Raw genomic sequence first — 19,352 nt, 5'->3', positions numbered from 1 at the left:
GACGAGGGGATTCCCGTGCTCTTCGAGGTGTGGGCGCCGAACGCCCGTGACCGGGTGACGCTGGAGCTGAACGGCTCCGCGCATCCCCTGGAACGGGACGCCGAGCGGGACGGCTGGTGGACGGGGGTCGTACCCGCCGGGGACGGCGACCGGTACGGCTTCTCGCTCGACGGAGGGCCCCTGCTGCCGGACCCGCGCTCCCGCCGGCAGCCCGACGGGCCCGACGGGCTGAGCGCCGTCGTCGACCACTCCGCCCACACCTGGCGGAACGAGTCCCCGAGGCTGCGGCTCCGCGGCTCCGTCCTGTACGAGCTGCACCTGGGCACCTTCACCCCGGAGGGAACGCTGGACGCGGCGGCCGCCCGCCTCGGGGAGCTCGCGGGCCTCGGCGTCACCCATGTGGAGCTGATGCCGCTGTGTCCGTTCCCCGGGGTGCGGGGCTGGGGGTACGACGGGGTGGACCCGTGGGCGGTGCACGAGCCCTACGGCGGCCCCGGGGCGCTCAAGCGGTTCGTGGACACGGCGCACGGGCTCGGCATGGGCGTGGTCCTGGACGTGGTGCACAACCACCTGGGCCCCGACGGCAACCATCTCCCTTCCTTCGGGCCGTACTTCACGGACACCCATCACACACCGTGGGGCGCCGCGGTGAACCTGGACGCGCCCGGATCGGACGAGGTCCGGGCGTACTTCCGGGGCAGCGCGCTCGCCTGGCTGCGGGACTACCGGATCGACGGGCTGCGCCTCGACGCCGTGCACGCGCTCGCCGACACCCGGGCGCTGACCTTCCTGGAGGAGCTGTCGGCTGCCGTCGACGAGCTGGCGAAGGAGCAGGGCCGCCCGCACTTCCTGATCGCCGAGTCCGATCTCGCCGACCCGCGCACGACGACCCCGCGCGCGCTCGGCGGCCTCGGGATCCACGCCCAGTGGAACGACGACTTCCACCATTCCCTGCACACCGCCCTGACCGGCGAGTCCCAGGGCTACTACGCGGACTTCGCGCGGGCCCCGATGGCCGCGCTCGCGAAGACCCTCACCCATGTGTTCTTCCACGACGGCACGTACTCGGCGTTCCGGGGCCGGCGTCACGGACGCCCGGTGGACCGCGAGCGCACCCCCGCCCACCGCTTCCTCGGGTACGCGCAGACCCACGACCAGATCGGCAACAGGGCTCTGGGCGACCGGCTTTCGGCCTCCCTCTCCCCCGGCCTGCTCGCCTGCGCGGCGACCCTCGTGCTCACCGGCCCCTCGGTGCCGATGCTCTTCATGGGCGAGGAGTGGGGGGCGACGACGCCCTGGCAGTACTTCACCGACCACACCGACCCGGAGCTCGCGGAGGCCGTACGGCGGGGCAGGCGGCGGGAGTTCGCGGAGCACGGCTGGGACGAGAACGAGGTCCCCGACCCGCAGGAGGCCGCCACCCGCGACCGTTCCGTCCTCGACCGGAGCGAGCGCGAGCGGGACCCGCACAAGCGGCTGTTGGCCTGGTACCGCCAGCTCATCGCGATGCGCCGCACCCTGCCCGACCTGACGGACCCGGATCTGGCGGGTGTGAAGGCGGCCTTCGACGAGGAGGCCCGCTGGCTGGTGTTCCGGCGCGGGGTGCTGCGGGTGGCGGTCAACCTGGGCGGGGAGCCGGCGGTGATCCCGCTCGGCTCCAACGGCCGCGACCAGGTTCTGGCGGCGTGGGAGCCGGTCGGAGCCCCGGCGGGGGACGGGGTCCTGCGGCTCCCCGGCGAGTCGGCGGTCGTCCTGACGGACGGCTGACGCCTGCGCCTGCGCCTGCGCTCAGTCCACGAGGGCCATCTCGTGCGGGGTGTTGTTGAAGCGGCGCCCCGCGCCGTCCTCCGTCGCCGTCACGATGTCCTCGATCCGGACGCCGAAGCGGCCCGGCAGGTAGACGCCGGGTTCGATGGAGAAGCACATGCCCGGCACGATCGGGAGTTCCTCGCCCTCGATCATGTACGGCGGTTCGTGGGTGGTGACGCCGATGCCGTGGCCGGTGCGGTGGATGAAGTACTCGCCGTACCCGGCGTCCGTGATGACCTTGCGGGCCGCCCGGTCGACCTCCTGGCAGGCGACCCCGGGCCGTACCGCCTCGAAGCCGGCCTGCTGGGCCTCCCGTACGAGGTCGTGGACGCGCCGCTCCTCGTCGGTGGGTTCGCCCACGTGGACGGTGCGGGTGGTGTCGGAGCCGTAGCCGTGCTTGAGGCCGCCGAAGTCGAGGACGACCATGTCGCCGCGCCGGATGACCCGGTCGCCCGCCTCGTGGTGCGGGTTGGCGCCGTTGGGGCCCGAGCCGACGACGGTGAAGTCGACCTGCGAGTGCCCGAAGCGCAGCAGCAGTGCCGCGAGGTCGGCGGCGACGTCGGTCTCCTTGCGGCCCGCGAAGCGGACCTCCAGGATCTCGCCGTACGCCCGGTCGGCGGCGGCCCCGGCCGCGGCGATCCGGGCCAGCTCGTGCGCGTCCTTGACGCCGCGGAGCATCGGCAGCGCCTCGGTGAGGGAGACGTACGAGGTCCCCGGGAGGGCCTTCTGGAGGCCGAGGAGGTGCATGGCCCAGGCGTTGTCGCTGACACCGAACCGGCCGTCGACGTCGAGGAGCGGCGCGGTGACGGCGTACGGGTCCTTGCCGTCGGTCCAGTCCCGCAGGGTGAGGGCGGCGGCCCCGACGGCCTTCTCGGCGTCGGGGGCCTCCAGGGTCGGGACGACGAGGACCGGTTCCTGTCCGGGGGCGATGACGAGGGCGGTGAGCCGCTCGGTGATCGCGGTCGGCTGGTAGCCGGTGAGGTAGACGAGGTCGGGGCCCGGGGCGACGATCACGCCCGCGAGTCCCGCGTCGGCGGCGGACTCGGCGGCGCGGGACATCCGGGCGCGGTAGTCGTCCGCGGTGAACGGGACGGGGGTCTCGCCGCGCTCCTCGGCCGCTTCGGGGGCGGGGGTGCTCGACATGGGGTCTCCTTCTCGGCTCCGCTGCAACCTGGACGTACAGCATCCTGCCGGGCGGGGACCGGGGCCGCGACCGCTCAGCGGAGGTCCGGGCCCTGCGCGATGAGCCGTTCCAGGAGTTCCTGGAAGTCGTCGCCGACGACGATCCGCAGGTCCCCCCGCTCCTCGTCGTGCTCACTCAGCTGGGTGAGCGTGCCGCCGCGCCACCAGAAGACGTACGGGCTGATGGCACCCGGTGTGTCCTCGTACCCGGAGGCGGCGAAGGAGGCCATCGCGCCGAGGGCCGGGATGATCGAGGTGTCGCGGATGGGGTGGAAGGCGAGCTGGTGCCGGAACGGCATCGCGACCAGGGCGCCGTGTTCGCCTATCGGCAGACCGGTGACCCGCCGGACGACGCCGTCCAGGTCGAGGACGCGGCTGGCGGTGTAGAAGGAGTCGCCGAGGATGATCTCGAAGCACATGCCGTCGGCGTCGCGGACGGTCTCGTGCTCCTCGACGGGCAGCCCGCGCAGATTGCGCAGGGCACGGTCGCGCAGCTGGGCGTGGTCGCCGAGCCGTTCGAGCGCCTCGTCGGTGAGCATCATGACGCTCTCGGGCAGGTCGAGGGCGAGGATCTCGTACAGGCCGGGGGCGACGGTCCGCGCGTACCCGAAGGCGGCGGCGTCGATGCCGTCACCGCTGACGACCCGGGGGTAGAGCTGGGAGCGGATCTGCTCGGGCGGCAGGGTGTCGAGCGCGGACGGGCCGTCCATGGCGCGGACGACCAGACCGATGTGGCGGTTGATCATGCCGGGCCAGACGCGGGGGCCGCGCCGGTCCTGGTGGCACACGGCGGCGAGGTTGCCGAGGCCGAAGCGGCGGCCCTTGTCGTCGACGACGTGGTCGGCGTACACACTGACCTCGAGGCCGAGCTCGGCGAAGGTCTCCCGGACGCGGCCGCGGAAGAGCGCGGCCTCGCGCTGCGAGAAGTACGCGAACTCGGGGTCCCTCGGTGCGTCGTCGCCGTCCCGCCTGGGTCCTCGTCGCAGCCACCCCACGCCTGCCCGCCTTCCGTCGCCGTTGCGCACAGGGTAGCGACTGCCGGTGTCAGCTCTTGAGCCGTCGGGTGAACTCGGCCACCGGGCCGGTGGGTTCGGTCCGCGCGCCGGCCGGGAGGAGGAGTTCGGTGCGGTGGACGAGGCGGGGCGCGATCAGCGGGACCGCGGTGGCGCCGGGGACGTCCGCCGCGAGCGGCGCGGGCAGCAGGGCGAGGCCGTGTCCGGCGGCGGCCAGCGCGGCCAGGGCCCGGGTGTCGGTGCCCTCGTAGCGCAGGGCGGTACGGAAGCCCCGGCCGGCCGGTCCGCCGTGGGCGTCCCGCAGCCGGTCGAGGGGGACGCCGGCGGCGGGCGCGTCGAGCCAGCGGGCGTCGACGAGGTCGTCGAGGCGCAGCCCGGAGCGCCCGGCGAGCGGGTGGGTCGCGGGCAGGACGACGGCGAGCGGTTCCTCGGCGACGCCGGTCGCGGCGAGCGGGGCGATGTCGGGCAGCCAGAGCGGGTCGCTGGGGGCGGCGATGCCGTCGACGAGCCCGGCGTCGGCCTCTCCGGTGGCGACGGCGGCGGGCACCGCCTCGCGGGGCAGGGCCCGCAGGGTGACGCCGGTGGCGGGCAGCGCGGCGACCGTACGGGTGTGCAGGGCGAGCGGGGAGGCGGCGACACGCAGGGTGGCGAGGGGCGCGGCCGCGAACCGTTCGAGGTCGGCACGGGCCGCGTCGAGGCGGAGCAGCAGCGCCCCGGCGTGTTCGAGGAGCCGCTCCCCGGCCGGGGTCGGGGCGACCGGCCGGCGGGTGAGCAGCGGCAGTGCGAGGTCGGCCTCCAGGGCGGCGATGTGCTGGGAGACCGCGGACTGGGTGTAGCCGAGGTCGCGGGCGGCCGCGGAGAAGGAGGCGAGCCGGGCGACGGTGACGTACGTACGGAGGAGGTGCGGGTCCATGGGGTGCGGGCCGGGCCTGTCAGGAGCCGTCGGGGGCGGTGAGGAGGGCCTGCGCGTAGTGGGCGAGGGAGCGGTTGTAGCGGGGCAGCAGGGGTGCGAGGGCGCCGAGGGCGAGGGCGGCGGCCTCGCGGTCGCGGCCGGTGTCGGCGAGGGCGAGGGCCAGGAAGGCGTCGACGGCGCCGGAGAGCGCGCTCTCGTCGGCGTCGAGCTCGGCCGCGGGCACGGCGCGCTCGGCGGTGAGGAGTTCGACGCTGCGGTCGGGGCGGCCGAGGTTGCGCAGGCTGCTGGCGAGCTGGATGACGGCCCGTCGGCGGCGCAGTCCGGTGAGGCCGCCGTCGAGGGCCCGCCGGTAGAGGCGTACGGCCTCCTCCGGTTCTCCGGTGGAGTCGTGGGCGGCGCCCCGTTCGAAGAGGGCGGCCGGGTCGTCGGCGGGGCGCTCGGCGGCGAGGGCGGCGACCCGGGCGCGGAAGTCGGCGGGCTCGTGGGCGTCGAGCCGCTCCCAGAGGGCGGCGACGCGGCGCTCCCAGTCGGGCTGTTCCTGATCGGGGGTCATGTCGGTGGTCATGCGGCCACCCTAACCAGCGTGGTATCAGCGTTCCTGATGGACCGTGCAGTGATCATCGTTGGACGTGAACGGGCGGCACGCCAAGGATGGTTCCCATGAACAGCGTGAACGCCCTTCCCCGCACCCCCCGGATCGCCCTGGTCGGCGACCGCTCCCCGCACGTCCGCTCCCACGTCCGGATCCCCGTCCTCCTCGACGCCCTCGCGGAGCGCGACGGCCTCGCCCTCGACGCGTACTGGATCCCGACCGGGGACGCCGGGAGACCCGGCGCGGTGAAGGGCTTCGACGCGGTGTGGGTGCTGCCGGGGAGCCCGTACGCGAGCGAGGCGGGGGCGCTGGCCGCGATCCGCACGGCCCGCGAGGACGGCATCCCCTTCCTCGGCACCTGCGGCGGTTTCCAGCACGCGCTCCTGGAGTACGCGCGGAACGTCTGCGGTCTGACGGGGGCGGCGCACGCGGAGAACGACCCGTCCGCGGACGACGGCGATCTGCTCATCGCGCCGCTGGCCTGCTCGCTGGTGGGCCACGAGGGAGTCGTACGGGTCACTCCGGGATCGCTCGCCGAGCAGGCCCTGGGCGCGGAGCGGACCACCGAGCGCTACCACTGCGACTACGGCCCCGACAGCCGCCGGCTGGACACCCTGCGGGCGCACGGCCTGCGGTTCACGGGCGCGGACGAGGAGGGGGGCGTCCGCATCGCCGAACTCCCCTCGCACCCCTTCTTCCTGGCGACCCTCTTCCAGCCGGAACTCGCCGGTGACGGCACGCGCCCGCACCCGCTGGTCCGCGCGCTCGCGGTGGCTGCGGCGCGGCACGCGGCGGGCTGACCGGTCGATGTCCGTCCGTGCCGGTCGTACGGGGGTCGGCCGGCGCGGTGACGAGGGGAGGGGCCGGTGTCAGTCCATCGGCACCACGAGATGGGCGCGGTCGCGGCCGCGGGCGACCAGCTTGGCGTTGGCCTCGTCCGATTCCTGGACCCAGCGTTCGGCGCGGGCCCGGTCCTTGCCGAAGCGGACGTGGCGTTCGACGAGCCGGGGGACCCGCCGCCGGGCGTCCAGGTCGAGGTACCAGGCCTCGTCGAGGAGCGGCAGGACAGCGGCCCACGCGCCCTCGTCGTGCAGCAGGTAGTTGCCCTCGGTGACGACCAGCGGGATCTCGGGGCCGACGGGTATCGCCCCGGCGACCGGCTCCTCCAGGGCGCGGTCGAACGCGGGAGCGTAGACCGTGGTGCCGGGGGCGGGAGCGCGCAGCCGGGCGAGGAGCGCGAGGTACCCGTCGGCGTCGAAGGTGTCGGGGGCGCCCTTCCGGCCGGCCCGGCCGAGGCGTTCCAGTTCGGCGTGGGCGAGGTGGAAGCCGTCCATGGGGACGAGGACGGCGAGCCCGTCGAGCCGGGCGACGAGCCGCGCGGCGAGCGTGGACTTCCCGGCGCCGGGCGCACCGGCGAGCCCGAGGACGCGGCGGCGCGGACCGCTGTCGCCGGGGCGCTCGGCGAGGGCTCGCGCCCGTGCGGCGAGGCGGTCGAACCGGTGCGCGTCCATGGGGGCATTCTCGCACCGGCCCCGGGCCCGGCCCCGGGCGCGCCCCGGACCGCGGGCTCCCGCCCCCGGGCCCCGCCCCGACCCTCGTCCGGCCCTCTCCGGACCCTCGTTCGGACCCTCCCATCGGCGAGGGTCGTGCCGGGGTCGACACGGGTTGACGCGGGTAGATTCCTGCCGCTTCCACGTATTACGTTGGGGTAATGCCGTCCATCGCACTTGTGACCCTTGTCGTCCGTGACTACGACGAGGCCATCGCCTTCTACACCGACGCCCTCGGGTTCGACCTGGTCGAGGACACCGACCGGGGCGAGGGCAACCGCTGGGTCGTCGTCCGCCCGCGCGGGGTGGCCGGGGTCGGCGGCCTCGGGAACGCGGGCCTCCTCCTGGCCCGGGCCAAGAACGACTCCGAGCAGGCCTCCGTCGGCAACCAGTCGGGGGGCCGGGTCGGCTTCTTCCTGCACACCGAGGACTTCGCCCGCGACCACGCGCGGATGACGGAGGCGGGCGTCACGTTCCTGGAGGACCCGCGGCACGAGCCCTACGGCTCGGTCGCCGTCTTCGAGGACCTGTACGGGAACCGCTGGGACCTCCTCCAGCCGGCGGACCCGGCCGCGTAAGGGCCTGGCGGTGTCCTGCCGATCAGGCCGAGCTCGCGGCGCTGATCCGGCCTGATCGGCGGGACACTCCCTAGCCAAGCAGCGCGATCAGCTGGCCCAGGGCGTCCACGACGGGCTGGCCCACGGTGCCGACGGCGGCGGCGATCTGCGCGACGGATGCCAGGACGAGGCCGCGCTGCCGCAGAGCGGCGCGGTCGGGGGTGAGTTCGGGGAGCGCCTCGTCGACGGTCTGCGCCTGTTCCGGGGTGAGGTGGGGCCGCAGGACCTCAAGGCGGCGGGTGAGTTCGTCGACGGCGGCGCGGAGCCGGTCGTCCGGGGTGCCTCCGACGGTTCCGTAGTTGATGCCGACGTTGCCCTGGCCGTCGTTCATGTGGACCACGGGCCCGTAGTTGTTCGTCGTGTCGCTCACAGGTTGATCCCCCTGTTGTTCCGGCCGCCGTTCATGTTGACGACCGGGCCGTAGTTGTTCGTGTGGTGGTACTGCTGCACGACCGCGGTGAACTCGGCTTCGGGGTTGTCGATCGCGTGCGCGATCCGCCCGGCGATGTCCAGCAGTTCGTTCACGGTCGGCAAGGTCACGAGCACCGTGGAGCCGCCGGCCGTCTCCACGGTCAGCACCGGCGTCGGCGACTGGAACAGCTCCTTGAGGAGGAACAGGAACAGGGCGATCCCGACGATGATGAGCACGGGGTTGCCCTCGACCTCGCCGTCGCTCGCGTAGTTGATCGCGGCATAGATCAGGGCGGCGACGAGGAGCCACCTCAGGAACCGGACGAAGACCGCGCCCCGGTCGGCCTTGAGCATGAAGGCCTCGACGCGGGTGATGTTGTGCAGCGGGAGGGCCGCGGACCCCACCCACAGGATCCGGCGGCTGACCTTGAGGACCAGGGTGCCGTCCCGGCGCGGCACCGACGGCGCGGGCGATGGCGGCGGCGAGGACGCCCACGGCCGCTCGGGCGGCGGCGGCGAGGAGGCCCGTGGCGGCCCGGGCGGCGGCGGCACCGAAGACGCCCGCGGCGGCTCCGGCGGCGGCGGTCCTGCGGGTCCTGTGGCGTCCATGCGTTCCCCCGTCGTCCGGTCGGTCACTGCCACCCCGCGCGCGGGGGACCACCATTAAGCGCTTGCCGAAGGTCACGAGGCAGATGAGAAACCGCCAACTCTCCTTTCTGGCCGGTACCTTGCCGTGCATCCCCGCTTGCGCCGGTGCAGGCGCCGCCGACGTGCCGTCCGCCAAAACCGCTGTCGCCCGGCCCGTCCCCCTCCCTACACTCACGTCTCACGGCACACCGACCGGTGTGCCGTGAGACGTCAGCCGAGGGGAGAAGACCGTGCGCAGCCACCGTGCCGTCGCCGTGCCCCCCTCCCGTGCCCGGTACGACGTGATCCTCGCCTCTCCCTCCGGCCGGTGGCGGCTGCGCGCCCGCCATCGCCGACCCCTGACGCTGCCGCCGTCCGTCTGACGGCCCGCGTACGGGAATCGCGCTGCCCTGTCCTCATCCAGCAGCAGCGAAAGGCACGACACCGTGCGTACCCACCTCGTCGACCGCGTCCGCAACCTCGGCATCCTCGCCCACGTCGACGCCGGCAAGACCACCGTCACCGAGCGGTTCCTGTATCTCACCGGCGCCACCCACAAGCGCGGCGAGGTCCACGACGGCACCACCGTCACCGACTTCGACCCGCAGGAGCGCGACCGCGGCATCACGATCTTCGCCGCGGCCGTCAGCTGCGACTGGGCCGGGCACCGGATCAACCTCATCGACACCCCGGGGCACGTCGACTTCTCCGACGAGGTCGAGCGCTCGCTCCGCGTCCTCGACGGCGCCGTCGCCGTCTTCGACGCCGTCGCAGGCGTCGAGCCGCAGAGCGAGACGGTGTGGCGCCAGGCCGACCGGCACGGCGTCCCGCGCATCGCGTTCGTCAACAAGCTGGACCGCGCGGGCGCGGAGCTCGACCGTGCCGTGGAGTCGATCCGGACCCGTCTCGGAACCGTCCCCCTGCCCGTCCAGCTGCCCATCGGGCGCGAGGACGGCTTCACCGGCGTCGTGGACCTGGTCGGGATGCGGGCGTACGTGTGGGCCGACGGCGCCGACACGTACACCGACCGGCCGGTCCCCGACGACCTCCGCGACGAGGCCCGGCACCGCAGGCGACGTCTGGAGGAGACCGTGGCGGAGCTGCATCCGGGTGCCCTGGAGGAGTTCTGCGCCGAGGGCGCACTCTCCGCGGCGACCCTCACGGGCGCGCTCCGCGACCTCACTCTCGGCGGCGAGGCCGTGGTCGTGCTCTGCGGCTCGGCGTACCGCAACCGGGGTGTCGAGCCGCTGCTCGACGCCGTCGTCGCGTACCTCCCGGCGCCCTCGGACATGCCTCCGGTACGCGGCGAGGTGCCGGCGGACCCGGCGGCACCGTTCACCGCGCTCGCCTTCAAGGTGAGCGCGACGGCCACCGGCCGGATGACGTACGTCCGCGTCTACGCGGGCACGATCGGAAAGGGGGACACCGTGCTCGACGCCGTCAGCGGCCGCACCGAGCGGATCTCCCGCATCCTGCGGGTCCAGGCCGACCGCGCGACCGAGGTCGACGTGGCGCGCGCCGGGGACATCGTCGCCGTCGTGGGCCCGAAGGGCGCCCGCGCCGGGGCGACCCTGTGCGCCCGGGACGCGCCGATCGTCCTCGAACCGCCGACGACCGCCGACCCGGTGGTCTCGGTCGCGGTCGAGGCCCGCCGGAGCACGGACACCGGCCGCCTGGCGACGGCCCTCGCCCGGCTGTCCGAGGAGGACCCGTCGCTCGTCGTGCGGTCCGACCCGGAGACGGGCCAGACCGTCCTGTCGGGCCTGGGCGAACTCCACCTGGAGGTCGCGGTGGAGAAGCTGGGCGCGACCGTGGCCTGGAGGTCACGGTCGGCCGTCCGCAGGTCGCGTACCGCGAGACGGTGGCGAAGGGCGTCACCGGGCTCCTCCACCGTCACGTCAAACAGGACGGCGGCGCGGGCCAGTTCGCCCACGTCGTCATCGACGTCGAACCGCTCGGCGAGGGAGAGGAGTTCGCGTTCACGTCGACCGTCACGGGCGGCCGGGTGCCGCAGGAGTACGTCCGCGCGGTCGAGGCCGGCTGCCGGGACGCGCTCGTCGAGGGCCCCCTCGGCGGCCACCCGGTGACGGGTGTCCGGGTCACCCTCACGGACGGCGCCACGCATCCGAAGGACTCCTCGGAGATGGCCTTCCGCACGGCCGGCCGGTTCGCCCTGCGCGAGGCGCTCGGGGCGAGCGTGATGACCCTCCTGGAGCCGGTGACCGACGTGACGGTCACCGTCCCCGCGGAGTCCGTCGGCTCGGTCCTCGGCGACCTCGCGGCCCGCCGCGGCCGGGTCACGGACCAGACGACCCGCTCCGGTACGGCGGTGGTGGAGGCGACGGTGCCACTGGCCGAACTCTTCGGCTACGCGTCCCGCCTGCGCGGCCGCACCCAGGGCCGGGGCACGTTCACGACCCGCCCGGCGGGATACGCCCCCGCGCCACGGGGCCGGGCAGGCTGAGTGAAGGGTGTCCGGGCCGTGGCGGTCCCACGGCCCGGACACCCGTTCAGACTCCGCTCGTCGTCGCCCCGGTCCCGGGGACCGGGGCGTGGACGGCCGCCGCGCGCCGCTGCCGCACGAGAGCGACCGCCGACCAGACGAAGGCCAGGAGGAAGAGCAGCGCGCCGGCGCCCGACACCACGGTGAAGACGGCCGGCCCACCGCCACCGACATCGTCCTGGGAGGCGACCTCCCGCGGGTCGCCCTCCCGGTACCGGACGGTGAGACGTTCACCGGCCGTGTCCTTTCCGTGGCTGCTCCCCACCGGCAGGTTCGCCACCACGGTCCGCCCCTCGGCCTCGAACCTGACCTTGCAGCCCCCCAGGAAGCAGCCCGAGCCGGCGGCCACCAGCGTCGCGTCGGCCTGTCGCCCGTCCTGGAGGGAGCGCAGGTGCTGGGCCGCCGGATACATCACGAGGCCCGACAGGGCCGCCAGCAGCAAGGTGAGCACCAGCGCGAACACGGTCGCCGCGCGTGGTCCGAGGGTCCCCTTGCCCGCGTTCGTCCCGACATCCATGTCGCCCGCCCCCTTGGATCGTTGCCTCCCGGTCACGGTACGTCAGGAGCCGAGGTCCAGTTCGGCCCGTACCGTCTTCCCGACCGGTACGCGGTCGAGCACCGCCCACCGGGTCGCCAGCGCCCCGACGAGCAGCAGGCCCCGCCCGCCCTCGTCGAGGGGTCCCGGCGCGACGGACGCCGGGCGGCGTTCGCCCCGGGTGTCGGAGACGTCGATCCGGATCCGCAGTCCGGGCGTGTACGAGAGCGCCAGCTCGAAGTCCCGGCCGGGGACGCGTCCGTGGGTGACGGCGTTGGCGGCGAGTTCGGCGACGAGGATCCCGACGGCGTCGGAGGCGTCGGAGCCGTACGGCACGCTCCAGCGGTCGAGCTGGTGGAGCGCGAGGCGACGCGCGAGACGCGCGCCGCGCGGGGTCGAGCTGAAACGCTGGGTGAACACACGTACGGTGACGGCGGCTTGGCGGGTCATGGGGGTGGTCATGGGGCCAATGTGACGTCGCTGAGGGCGGGTTGCCAGGTCAGAAACTCGTACGCTGCGCAGCGTACGGGTTCACGCTCTGGACGGTACCGGTAACCACCCGTGAGCATGGAGGCGTTCAACGCGAGTGCACGGGTGCGGGAGGTGGCCGGGGTGACGGACGAGGTACCGGACGAGGGGCAGAGCGGCAACGAGCCGGAGATGTCGGACAGCCTCAAGGCCTTCGGGGAGGTGGTCAAGGCCTTCCGTAAGCGGGCGGGCCTCACACAGGAGCGCTTCGCGCCGATGGTGGGGTACTCGGTGCCGACGGTCGCCTCGATCGAACAGGGTCGGCGTTTACCACCGGTCGCCTTCGTGGACCGGGCGGAGGAGGTGCTCGACGCGTTCGGGACGATCAGGGGCGCGGCGAAGCATGTGGCACGGAAGCCGGGGCTGGCCAAGTGGTTCCGGCAGTGGGCCAGGCTGGAGGCGGACGCGGCCACGCTCTACACGTACGAGAACCGGCTGGTGCCGGGGCTGCTACAGACGCCTGCGTATGCGAAGACGCTGTTCGAGAAGCAGATCCCGGCTCTGGGGGACGAGGAGATCGAGTCGAGGCTCATCGCCCGCGTGGAGCGGAAGAAGCTGCTTACCGACCGCCCTCACACGATCTACAGCTTCATCGTGGAGGAGCATGTGCTGCGCCGTCAGGTGGGTGGCCCTGGGGTCATGCGTGAACAGGCCGCGCACATCCTCGACATCAGCGCGCGGCGCAACATCGACCTCCAGATCATGCCTCAGACAAGGGGGCATCACTCGGGCCTCGACGGCCCCATGCGGCTCCTGGAAACCCCAGAGAACAAGTGGTACGCCTACTGCGAAGGCCAGGAGAACGGGCTCCTCATCTCCGACCCCAAAGTGGTCAGCATCCTCCAGAAGCGGTATGCCAGGATGCGAGCACAGGCTCTCTCCTTCGAGGAGTCCGTGAGTCTGCTGCGGGAGATGCGAGGAGCACCATGAGCACCACAGACCTGGCCTGGTTCAAGAGCAGCTACAGCGGCGGCAGCGGCGACGACTGCGTAGAGGTCGCCGCCTGCCCCACCACTGTTCACGTCCGCGACTCCAAGAACCCGGACGGCCCCCAGTTCACCGTCGCACCCGCCACCTGGGCGGGGTTCCTCGCCCAGCTCGCCTGAACCGCGTCTGACAGGATGCGTGTACCAGCCCTCCATCCGCGCGTGGAGCGGCCGGTACCCGCGCGACGCGAGGAGCGACTTCCATGAGCACCACCCCCGGCGGATACCTCTCCGGCCTCTTCTCCCTCGAAGGGCGCACCGCCCTCGTCACCGGCGGGAGTTCCGGGATCGGCCGGGCCATCGCCGGGGCCCTGGCCCGTGCCGGGGCGCGGGTGGTCGTGGTGGCGCGCAAGGAGACCGAACTCGTCGCGACCGTCGACGAGCTGACCGCCGACGGCTGCCGGGCGGCGTGGGTGAGCGCCGACCTGAGCACGCGCGGGGGGATCAGGGCGGGGGCCGATGAGGCGGCGGCCGTGTTCGGCGAGCCGGACATCCTGGTCAACTCGGCCGGCATCAACCTCCGTCCCCCGTTCGGCGAGCTGAGCGACGAGGTCTGGGACACGACGATGACGGTGAACCTGGAGGCGCCGTTCCTCCTGGGCCGGCGGTTCGGCCCGGGGATGGCGGAGCGCGGATTCGGGCGGATCATCCACATCACGTCCCAGCAGGCTCACCGCGCGTTCGTGCAGAGCGGTGCGTACGGGGTGTCCAAGGGCGCCCTCGAGTCACTCGCCCGTTCGCAGGCGGAGGCGTGGTCCCCTTATGGCGTCACCGCCAACACGCTGGTCCCGGGCTTCGTGATGACCCCGCTCAACCAGCGTCTCTCCGGCGACCCGGAGAAGGTGGCCGCGCTGGCGGCGCGCACGATGGTCGGCCGCAACGGTCTCGCCGGGGACTTCGCGGGCGCGGCCGTGTTCCTGGCGAGTGCCTCCTCCGCGTACGTCACGGGCCAGTCCCTCTTCGTGGACGGCGGCTTCTCCGTCCACTGAGCGTCGGTCCGCGGCGACGGCCAGGGCGCAGGACGTCTGGAACAGCACGGCGGCGGCGGGGGAAGGGTCCCCTGCCGCCGCCGCTCCGCTCGGCCGATCAGCTCTCGCCGGGCTCCAGCCGCAGCGAGATCGAGTTGATGCAGTACCGCTGGTCCGTCGGGGTGGGGTAGCCCTCGCCCTCGAAGACATGGCCCAGATGCGAGCCGCAGCGGGAGCAGCGGACCTCGGTGCGGACCATGCCGTGGGAGGTGTCCGAGATCAGCTCGACGGCGGAGCTGTCCTTCGGGTCGAAGAAGGACGGCCAACCGCAGTGCGACTCGAACTTCTCGTTCGACGTGAACAGCTCCGCGCCACAGGCCCGGCAGGAGTACACGCCCTTGGTGGTCGTGTCCGTGTACTCACCGCGGAACGCGGGCTCGGTGCCCGCCTGGCGCAGCACCTGGTACTCCGCCGGGGACAGCTCCGCACGCCACTGCTCGTCCGGCTTCTCGACGTCGTACGCCATCAGCTCGCTCCCTCTGCTACTTCGACAGGTGGTCCAGGATCAGCGGGCCGAGGTCCGTGACGTCGCCCGCCCCCATGGTGAGAACGAGATCGCCGGGTCCGGCCATTCCCGCCACGACCTGCGGCACCGTCGCCTTGTCGTGGACGGGCGTCACGTCGGCGCCCGCCTGCCGTGCGGCGGTGATGATCAGCTCGCTGGTGATGCCCGGGATCGGGTCCTCACGGGCCGGGTAGATGTCGAGGACGACGGACGCGTCGGCGAGGGCCAGCGCGTCGCCCATCTCCTTGCCCAGCTCCTGGGTGCGGGAGAAGAGGTGCGGCTGGAAGACGACCAGGAGGCGGGAGGCCCCGGCGGCGCCGCGCATGGCCTCCAGGTCGGCGGTCATCTCGGTGGGGTGGTGCGCGTACGAGTCGATGACCTGGACGCCGTTCGCCTCGCCCTTGAGCTGGAGGCGGCGGCCGACACCGGTGTAGGCGGTGAGGGCCTGGGCGAGCTCGGCCGGGTCGATGCCGACGCGGGCGCCGGCGGCGAGGGCCGCGGCGGCGTTGTGCGCGTAGTGACGGCCGGGCACGGAGACGGTGAAGGTGTGCTCGGCGCCGTCGAGGGCAACCGTCACCTCGCTCTTCATCCCGTTCGGGACGATCTTCAGGATGTGGGCGTCGGAGCCCTCGGTCTCACCCACGGTGACGATGTGCAGCCCGTCGCGGTCCGCGACCCGGCGGGCCAGCTCGCGGGCGCCCGCGTGCTCGCCGACGACCAGGGTGCCGCCGGGGCGGATCTTGGCGGTGAAGGCCTCGAAGGACTCGTAGATCTCGTCCATGGAGGCGTAGTTCGCGTGGTGGTCCAGCTCGACGTTGAGGACGATCGCGACCTCGGGGTCGTACTTCTGGAAGCTGCGGTCGCTCTCGTCGGCCTCCGCGACGAAGACCTGGCCGTCGCCGTGCAGCGCGTTGGTGCCGGGACCCGCGAGGTCGCCGCCGATGGCGTACGAGGGGTCGAGGCCGAGTTCGGTGAGCGCGACGGCCAGCATCGAGGTGGTCGTCGTCTTGCCGTGCGTACCGGCGACGGCGATCGCGCGCAGGCCGTCCATGAGGGAGGCGAGCGCGTCGGAGCGGTGGACGACGGGGATGCCGAGTTCGGCGGCGCGGGCCAGCTCGGGGTTGTCGGCGCGGATGGCGCTGGAGACGACGACGGCGGAGGCGTCGTCGGCGAGGTGCTCGGCGGCGTGCCCGATGTGCACGGTGGCGCCGAGGGCACGCAGCGACTGCGCGGTCGCGGACTCCTTGGCGTCGCTGCCGGCGACCTTGGCGCCGCGCTGGGCGAGGATCTTCGCGATGCCCGACATTCCGGCACCGCCGATGCCGATGAAGTGCGGCCGTTCCATGGCGGCAGGGATGGCGGGTGCCATGCGGATCTCTCCCCGGGGTGCGTCGTGCGTGGAAGACCCCAGCCTAGTGGCTCCGGCCGGATGGGCCGGGCGGGAGCTGCGGGGCCCGGTGCGTGGCGGGCGGGCGGGCCCGGCCGGGTCCGCGCCCCCTGCACGGGGCGCGGACCCGGCCGACCGCCTACTCGGCCGCTTCCTCGCTGTGGGCGAAGAGCTTCAGAACGGGGACACCCACCTTGTGGCGGGCGCGGGAGGCCCAGTCGCGGTGGAAGAACTCCTCCACGTAGTGCGGGGCGGTCATCACGATCACCTCGTCCGCCTCCGACTCCTCGACCACCGCCTTCATCTTGGTGAGCGGGTGGTCCTCGACGACCTGGCCGACCGCTTCGCAGCCGGCGTCTCTCAGTGCCCGGAGCGAGTGCTCCAGTGCTTGCTCGGCGGGGCGCCTGGCCTCCTTGCCCTCCGGTTCGTCGCCCTCGCGGGCGGCTTCCTTCAGTTCACCCATGGCCACGTCGTCGATGGCACGCAGCAGTACATCGGCCTGGTCACCACGCGGCTGCATCAGAACGATGAAGGACACGCCCTCGTCGCCGTGCAGGGTGGTGACGAATTCCACGTCGACGGACGTCAGGGGCTTCTCGATCATCAGAACGCTTGTGAACACCTCAGGAGCCCTTCTGCGGAAACCATCCTTCCCCGTGCCCGCACGGGGTCTGCGACAGTAAGTGTGCCCAGCGGACGGTAAGCGGAACGACAAATTCCGCCGATTGTCAGATCCGACGGTAGCGGGTGAAGAGGAAGCCGTCCTGCTCCAGCAGCGAAGCCACGGCGAAGCGTGTCGGGACGGCCACCGGAGGACCCCCGGCGATCCGCTGGGCGTCACCCGCCGTCATCGTGGGCGAGACCGTCAGACACAGCTCGTCGAGCGCCTCCGCGGCCACGAACTGGCCGAGCAGCCGGGGCCCGCCCTCGGTCAGCTGCCGACGGAGCCCGCGCTCCGCGAGCACCGACTTCGCCCGGGCCGGCTCCACCCCGGCCCCCTCGCCGGCCACCAGCACCTCGGCACCCGCCTCCCGCGCGGCGCGGACCCGCTCGGCGGGCGCGGCGGCGCCCGTGAGGACCAGCGTCGGCACCAGCGGCTCGGTGAAGAGCGGGAGTGAGAAGTCCAGGCTCAGCGAGGCGCTGACCACCGCGATCACCGGGGCCGGCCCCTGTCCGGCGGCGGCGCGGCGGGCCGCGAAGGCCTCACGCGCGCGTGCGGGGCGGTATCCCTCCAGGCGTACCGTTTCCGCACCGACGACCACCACATCGGCGAGACCCCGCAGAGTGCCGAAGATCCGCATGTCGGTCTCGGAGGAGAGCGGCTGGGAGCGCCCGTCGTGCTGCCCCGCCCCGTCGAGCGAGGAGACCATGTTGGCCCGCAGCCAGGCCCCCTCCCCCGCGGGAAGCTCCGGGTACGCGTAGGCGTCGGCGAGCGCGTCGAGCGACCACTCCTGGCCGGCTCCCGCCGCGGTGTCGTGGGCTGTCATGTCCGTCACAGGGAACAGGCGTCGCATCCTTCGAGTCTGACATGGCGCTTACAGTGGGGAACTGTGTCGACCCGTGCCCTCACCGAAGCCGCATCCACCTCAGCGGCCCCGCTCTCGCTCTGCTCCCGAGAGCCCCACGTCCCCGCCGACCGACTCGTCGCGGAGATGGTGCCGCCACCGCGCTTCGACTCCGTCCGGTTCGACACGTACCTCCCGGACCCGAACCAGCCCAGCCAGACGGACGCCGTCAAGGCGCTGAGCGCCTTCGCCGAGGGCCTGGGCGGAGCGCACGCCTCAGGCGCCGGGAAGCGCCGCTGGTTCGCCCGGAAGCCGGCCGCCCCCACCGGGCCGCGCGGGGTCTACCTGGACGGCGGGTACGGCGTCGGCAAGACCCATCTGCTCGCCTCGCTCTGGCACGCGACCCCGGCGGAGCCCGCGCTGAAGGCGTTCGGCACCTTCGTCGAGCTGACCAACCTGGTCGGCGCGCTGGGCTTCCAGCAGACCGTGAAGACCCTCGGCGGGCACCGTCTCCTCTGCATCGACGAGTTCGAGCTCGACGACCCGGGCGACACCGTCCTCGTCTCCAGCCTGCTCGGCAAGCTGGTCGAATCCGGCGTGGCACTCGCCGCCACCTCCAACACGCTCCCCGGCAAGCTCGGCGAGGGCCGCTTCGCCGCCGTCGACTTCCTGCGCGAGATCCAGGGCCTCTCGGCCCATTTCCGGCCGCTGCGGATCGACGGCGAGGACTACCGCCACCGCGGGCTGCCCGAGGCGCCGTCCCCGTACTCCGACCAGGTCGTCACGGAGACCGCGTACGCGACGCCGGGCGCCTCCCTCGACGACTTCCCGCACCTGCTCGAACACCTGGCCAGGGTTCACCCGAGCCGGTACGGCGCGCTCACCGACGACCTCGCCGCCGTCTGCCTCACCGACGTCCAGCCCGTCCCGGACCAGTCGACGGCCCTCCGGCTCGTCGTGCTGGCCGACCGGCTGTACGACCGCGAGATACCCGTGCTCGCCTCCGGACTGCCCTTCGACCGGCTGTTCAGCGACGAGATGCTGAACGGCGGCTACCGCAAGAAGTACTTCCGGGCGATCTCCCGGCTCACCGCGCTCGCCCGCGACGCCAAGGGGCTTGTGGCGCAGTAGGTTGGAGGCCGTTACCCGATCGAAGGGATTCACCATGGCCACCGTGCGTCACGCCCACACCGTCTGGGAGGGCGACCTCCTCAAGGGCTCCGGCGTCGTCTCGCTCGACTCCTCCGGTATCGGCTCGTACGACGTCTCCTGGCCGTCCCGCGCCGAGCAGGCCAACGGGAAGACCAGCCCCGAGGAGCTCATCGCGGCCGCGCACTCCTCCTGCTACTCCATGGCCTTCTCGCACGCCCTGGCCGGCGCCGGCCACGCGCCGACCCGCCTGGAGACCAAGGCCGACGTCACCTTCCAGCCGGGCGAGGGCATCACCGGCATCCACCTCACCGTGCGCGGCGAGGTCTCGGGCGTGGACGCGGACAAGTTCCAGGAGCTCGCCGAGGACGCGAAGAAGAACTGCCCGGTCAGCCAGGCGCTCACGGGCACGAAGATCACCCTCACGGCCGAGCTCGTCGGTTCCTGACCCCGGGTCAGAAAACGCGCCACATGAGGCAGTTGTGGCCCGCATGGTTCACCCGTCACCACAG

General features: G+C 73.1%; 22 protein-coding genes and 1 pseudogene. 10 read left to right on the top strand and 13 right to left on the bottom strand.

Going from position 1 to position 19,352, the window contains the following annotated elements:
- Positions 1–15: 15 nt before the first annotated feature.
- Entirely contained in the window at positions 16–1,767 is a 1,752-nt protein-coding gene (treZ, locus tag OG392_RS28945) for a malto-oligosyltrehalose trehalohydrolase (protein ID WP_329284197.1), read from the top strand.
- A gap of 21 nt (positions 1,768–1,788) precedes the next feature.
- Here treZ and OG392_RS28940 read toward each other — a convergent pair whose 3' ends face one another.
- The 4 genes from OG392_RS28940 to OG392_RS28925 all read right to left on the bottom strand — a co-directional run bounded on the left by OG392_RS28940 (position 1,789) and on the right by OG392_RS28925 (position 5,482).
- Entirely contained in the window at positions 1,789–2,952 is a 1,164-nt protein-coding gene (locus OG392_RS28940; RefSeq protein WP_329284195.1) for an aminopeptidase P family protein, read from the bottom strand.
- Positions 2,953–3,026: 74 nt separating this feature from the next.
- On the bottom strand, positions 3,027–3,986 hold the full coding sequence (locus tag OG392_RS28935) for a hypothetical protein (RefSeq protein ID WP_329284194.1): 960 nt from the start codon (positions 3,984–3,986) through the stop codon (positions 3,027–3,029).
- Between the two features lie 49 nt (positions 3,987–4,035).
- Positions 4,036–4,917, bottom strand: coding sequence for a LysR family transcriptional regulator (locus tag OG392_RS28930; RefSeq protein WP_329284191.1), 882 nt, complete (start codon positions 4,915–4,917; stop codon positions 4,036–4,038).
- Positions 4,918–4,936: 19 nt separating this feature from the next.
- Positions 4,937–5,482 (bottom strand): tetratricopeptide repeat protein, encoded by a 546-nt coding sequence (locus tag OG392_RS28925; protein ID WP_329284190.1) that lies wholly within the window; start codon positions 5,480–5,482, stop codon positions 4,937–4,939.
- 95 nt (positions 5,483–5,577) lie between these two features.
- Between OG392_RS28925 and OG392_RS28920 the strand changes: the two genes are divergently transcribed.
- Entirely contained in the window at positions 5,578–6,309 is a 732-nt protein-coding gene (locus OG392_RS28920) for a CTP synthase C-terminal region-related (seleno)protein (protein ID WP_329284188.1), read from the top strand.
- 69 nt (positions 6,310–6,378) lie between these two features.
- On the opposite strand, the gene OG392_RS28915 is transcribed toward OG392_RS28920, so the two are convergent.
- Entirely contained in the window at positions 6,379–7,020 is a 642-nt protein-coding gene (locus OG392_RS28915; RefSeq protein WP_329284186.1) for a nucleoside/nucleotide kinase family protein, read from the bottom strand.
- 200 nt (positions 7,021–7,220) lie between these two features.
- Between OG392_RS28915 and OG392_RS28910 the strand changes: the two genes are divergently transcribed.
- Complete coding sequence (locus OG392_RS28910; RefSeq protein ID WP_329284184.1) at positions 7,221–7,637, top strand: VOC family protein; 417 nt, start codon at positions 7,221–7,223, stop codon at positions 7,635–7,637.
- Between the two features lie 70 nt (positions 7,638–7,707).
- Here the strand turns inward: OG392_RS28910 and OG392_RS28905 are convergent, their stop codons facing one another.
- Both OG392_RS28905 and OG392_RS28900 read right to left on the bottom strand, forming a co-directional pair.
- Positions 7,708–8,046 carry a hypothetical protein gene (locus tag OG392_RS28905; RefSeq protein WP_329284182.1) on the bottom strand — a complete coding sequence of 113 codons (339 nt, stop codon included), beginning with the start codon at positions 8,044–8,046 and terminating at the stop codon, positions 7,708–7,710.
- A complete protein-coding gene (locus OG392_RS28900) occupies positions 8,043–8,696 on the bottom strand; it encodes a DUF6232 family protein (protein WP_329284179.1) in 654 nt (217 codons plus the stop codon). Before OG392_RS28900 ends, OG392_RS28905 begins: the two co-directional genes overlap by 4 nt.
- A gap of 269 nt (positions 8,697–8,965) precedes the next feature.
- Here OG392_RS28900 and OG392_RS28895 point away from each other — a divergent pair, with 269 nt between their 5' ends.
- Both OG392_RS28895 and fusA read left to right on the top strand, forming a co-directional pair.
- The gene (locus tag OG392_RS28895) at positions 8,966–9,097 is read left to right on the top strand and encodes a hypothetical protein (RefSeq protein ID WP_329284177.1); all 132 of its coding nucleotides are present in this window, start codon (positions 8,966–8,968) and stop codon (positions 9,095–9,097) included.
- A 63-nt stretch (positions 9,098–9,160) separates the two neighbouring features.
- A pseudogene (gene fusA / locus OG392_RS28890) lies at positions 9,161–11,178 on the top strand (elongation factor G).
- A 46-nt stretch (positions 11,179–11,224) separates the two neighbouring features.
- Here the strand turns inward: fusA and OG392_RS28885 are convergent.
- The gene (locus OG392_RS28885) at positions 11,225–11,734 is read right to left on the bottom strand and encodes a DUF3592 domain-containing protein (RefSeq protein WP_329284175.1); all 510 of its coding nucleotides are present in this window, start codon (positions 11,732–11,734) and stop codon (positions 11,225–11,227) included.
- A 42-nt stretch (positions 11,735–11,776) separates the two neighbouring features.
- Positions 11,777–12,214, bottom strand: coding sequence for an ATP-binding protein (locus tag OG392_RS28880; RefSeq protein ID WP_329284173.1), 438 nt, complete (start codon positions 12,212–12,214; stop codon positions 11,777–11,779).
- A gap of 150 nt (positions 12,215–12,364) precedes the next feature.
- Here OG392_RS28880 and OG392_RS28875 point away from each other — a divergent pair, with 150 nt between their 5' ends.
- The 3 genes from OG392_RS28875 to OG392_RS28865 all read left to right on the top strand — a co-directional run bounded on the left by OG392_RS28875 (position 12,365) and on the right by OG392_RS28865 (position 14,255).
- Positions 12,365–13,210 (top strand): helix-turn-helix domain-containing protein, encoded by an 846-nt coding sequence (locus tag OG392_RS28875; RefSeq protein ID WP_443054917.1) that lies wholly within the window; start codon positions 12,365–12,367, stop codon positions 13,208–13,210.
- Positions 13,207–13,386: a DUF397 domain-containing protein gene (locus OG392_RS28870; RefSeq protein ID WP_329284171.1), complete on the top strand. Its 180-nt coding sequence runs from the start codon at positions 13,207–13,209 to the stop codon at positions 13,384–13,386. Before OG392_RS28875 ends, OG392_RS28870 begins: the two co-directional genes overlap by 4 nt.
- Before the next feature lie 83 nt (positions 13,387–13,469).
- Positions 13,470–14,255, top strand: a complete 786-nt coding sequence (locus OG392_RS28865) for an SDR family NAD(P)-dependent oxidoreductase (RefSeq protein WP_329284170.1) — start codon at positions 13,470–13,472, stop codon at positions 14,253–14,255.
- Positions 14,256–14,352: 97 nt separating this feature from the next.
- Here the strand turns inward: OG392_RS28865 and msrB are convergent, their stop codons facing one another.
- The 4 genes from msrB to OG392_RS28845 form a co-directional block, all read right to left on the bottom strand.
- Positions 14,353–14,760: a peptide-methionine (R)-S-oxide reductase MsrB gene (gene msrB / locus OG392_RS28860; protein WP_329284169.1), complete on the bottom strand. Its 408-nt coding sequence runs from the start codon at positions 14,758–14,760 to the stop codon at positions 14,353–14,355.
- A gap of 16 nt (positions 14,761–14,776) precedes the next feature.
- On the bottom strand, positions 14,777–16,168 hold the full coding sequence (gene murC, locus OG392_RS28855; protein WP_329284166.1) for a UDP-N-acetylmuramate--L-alanine ligase: 1,392 nt from the start codon (positions 16,166–16,168) through the stop codon (positions 14,777–14,779).
- A gap of 157 nt (positions 16,169–16,325) precedes the next feature.
- Positions 16,326–16,808, bottom strand: coding sequence for an indole-3-glycerol phosphate synthase (locus OG392_RS28850; RefSeq protein WP_329284164.1), 483 nt, complete (start codon positions 16,806–16,808; stop codon positions 16,326–16,328).
- Between the two features lie 106 nt (positions 16,809–16,914).
- Positions 16,915–17,700, bottom strand: coding sequence for a pyrimidine reductase family protein (locus OG392_RS28845; protein WP_329284162.1), 786 nt, complete (start codon positions 17,698–17,700; stop codon positions 16,915–16,917).
- A 36-nt stretch (positions 17,701–17,736) separates the two neighbouring features.
- On the opposite strand from OG392_RS28845, the gene zapE reads away from it, so the two are divergent.
- Positions 17,737–18,822, top strand: a complete 1,086-nt coding sequence (gene zapE / locus OG392_RS28840) for a cell division protein ZapE (RefSeq protein ID WP_329284161.1) — start codon at positions 17,737–17,739, stop codon at positions 18,820–18,822.
- Between the two features lie 34 nt (positions 18,823–18,856).
- Positions 18,857–19,288: an OsmC family protein gene (locus OG392_RS28835; RefSeq protein ID WP_329284159.1), complete on the top strand. Its 432-nt coding sequence runs from the start codon at positions 18,857–18,859 to the stop codon at positions 19,286–19,288.
- Positions 19,289–19,352 lie beyond the last annotated feature (64 nt).

Source organism: Streptomyces sp. NBC_00691, from assembly GCF_036226665.1.
GTDB lineage: Bacteria > Actinomycetota > Actinomycetes > Streptomycetales > Streptomycetaceae > Streptomyces.
Note: the sequence above shows the minus strand (reverse complement) of the source record. Positions and strands in the feature narration are given on the sequence as shown.

What these genes read in the sequence shown, in the direction of transcription:
- OG392_RS28940 (WP_329284195.1), bottom strand. Translation starts at nt 2,952, where the DNA reads ATGTCGAGCACCCCCGCCCCCGAAGCGGCCGAGGAGCGCGGCGAGACC.
- OG392_RS28930 (WP_329284191.1), bottom strand. Translation starts at nt 4,917, where the DNA reads ATGGACCCGCACCTCCTCCGTACGTACGTCACCGTCGCCCGGCTCGCC.
- OG392_RS28925 (WP_329284190.1), bottom strand. Translation starts at nt 5,482, where the DNA reads ATGACCACCGACATGACCCCCGATCAGGAACAGCCCGACTGGGAGCGC.
- OG392_RS28920 (WP_329284188.1), top strand. Translation starts at nt 5,578, where the DNA reads ATGAACAGCGTGAACGCCCTTCCCCGCACCCCCCGGATCGCCCTGGTC.
- OG392_RS28915 (WP_329284186.1), bottom strand. Translation starts at nt 7,020, where the DNA reads ATGGACGCGCACCGGTTCGACCGCCTCGCCGCACGGGCGCGAGCCCTC.
- OG392_RS28910 (WP_329284184.1), top strand. Translation starts at nt 7,221, where the DNA reads ATGCCGTCCATCGCACTTGTGACCCTTGTCGTCCGTGACTACGACGAG.
- OG392_RS28900 (WP_329284179.1), bottom strand. Translation starts at nt 8,696, where the DNA reads ATGGACGCCACAGGACCCGCAGGACCGCCGCCGCCGGAGCCGCCGCGG.
- OG392_RS28885 (WP_329284175.1), bottom strand. Translation starts at nt 11,734, where the DNA reads ATGGATGTCGGGACGAACGCGGGCAAGGGGACCCTCGGACCACGCGCG.
- OG392_RS28880 (WP_329284173.1), bottom strand. Translation starts at nt 12,214, where the DNA reads ATGACCACCCCCATGACCCGCCAAGCCGCCGTCACCGTACGTGTGTTC.
- OG392_RS28870 (WP_329284171.1), top strand. Translation starts at nt 13,207, where the DNA reads ATGAGCACCACAGACCTGGCCTGGTTCAAGAGCAGCTACAGCGGCGGC.
- OG392_RS28865 (WP_329284170.1), top strand. Translation starts at nt 13,470, where the DNA reads ATGAGCACCACCCCCGGCGGATACCTCTCCGGCCTCTTCTCCCTCGAA.
- msrB (WP_329284169.1), bottom strand. Translation starts at nt 14,760, where the DNA reads ATGGCGTACGACGTCGAGAAGCCGGACGAGCAGTGGCGTGCGGAGCTG.
- murC (WP_329284166.1), bottom strand. Translation starts at nt 16,168, where the DNA reads ATGGCACCCGCCATCCCTGCCGCCATGGAACGGCCGCACTTCATCGGC.
- OG392_RS28845 (WP_329284162.1), bottom strand. Translation starts at nt 17,700, where the DNA reads ATGCGACGCCTGTTCCCTGTGACGGACATGACAGCCCACGACACCGCG.
- OG392_RS28835 (WP_329284159.1), top strand. Translation starts at nt 18,857, where the DNA reads ATGGCCACCGTGCGTCACGCCCACACCGTCTGGGAGGGCGACCTCCTC.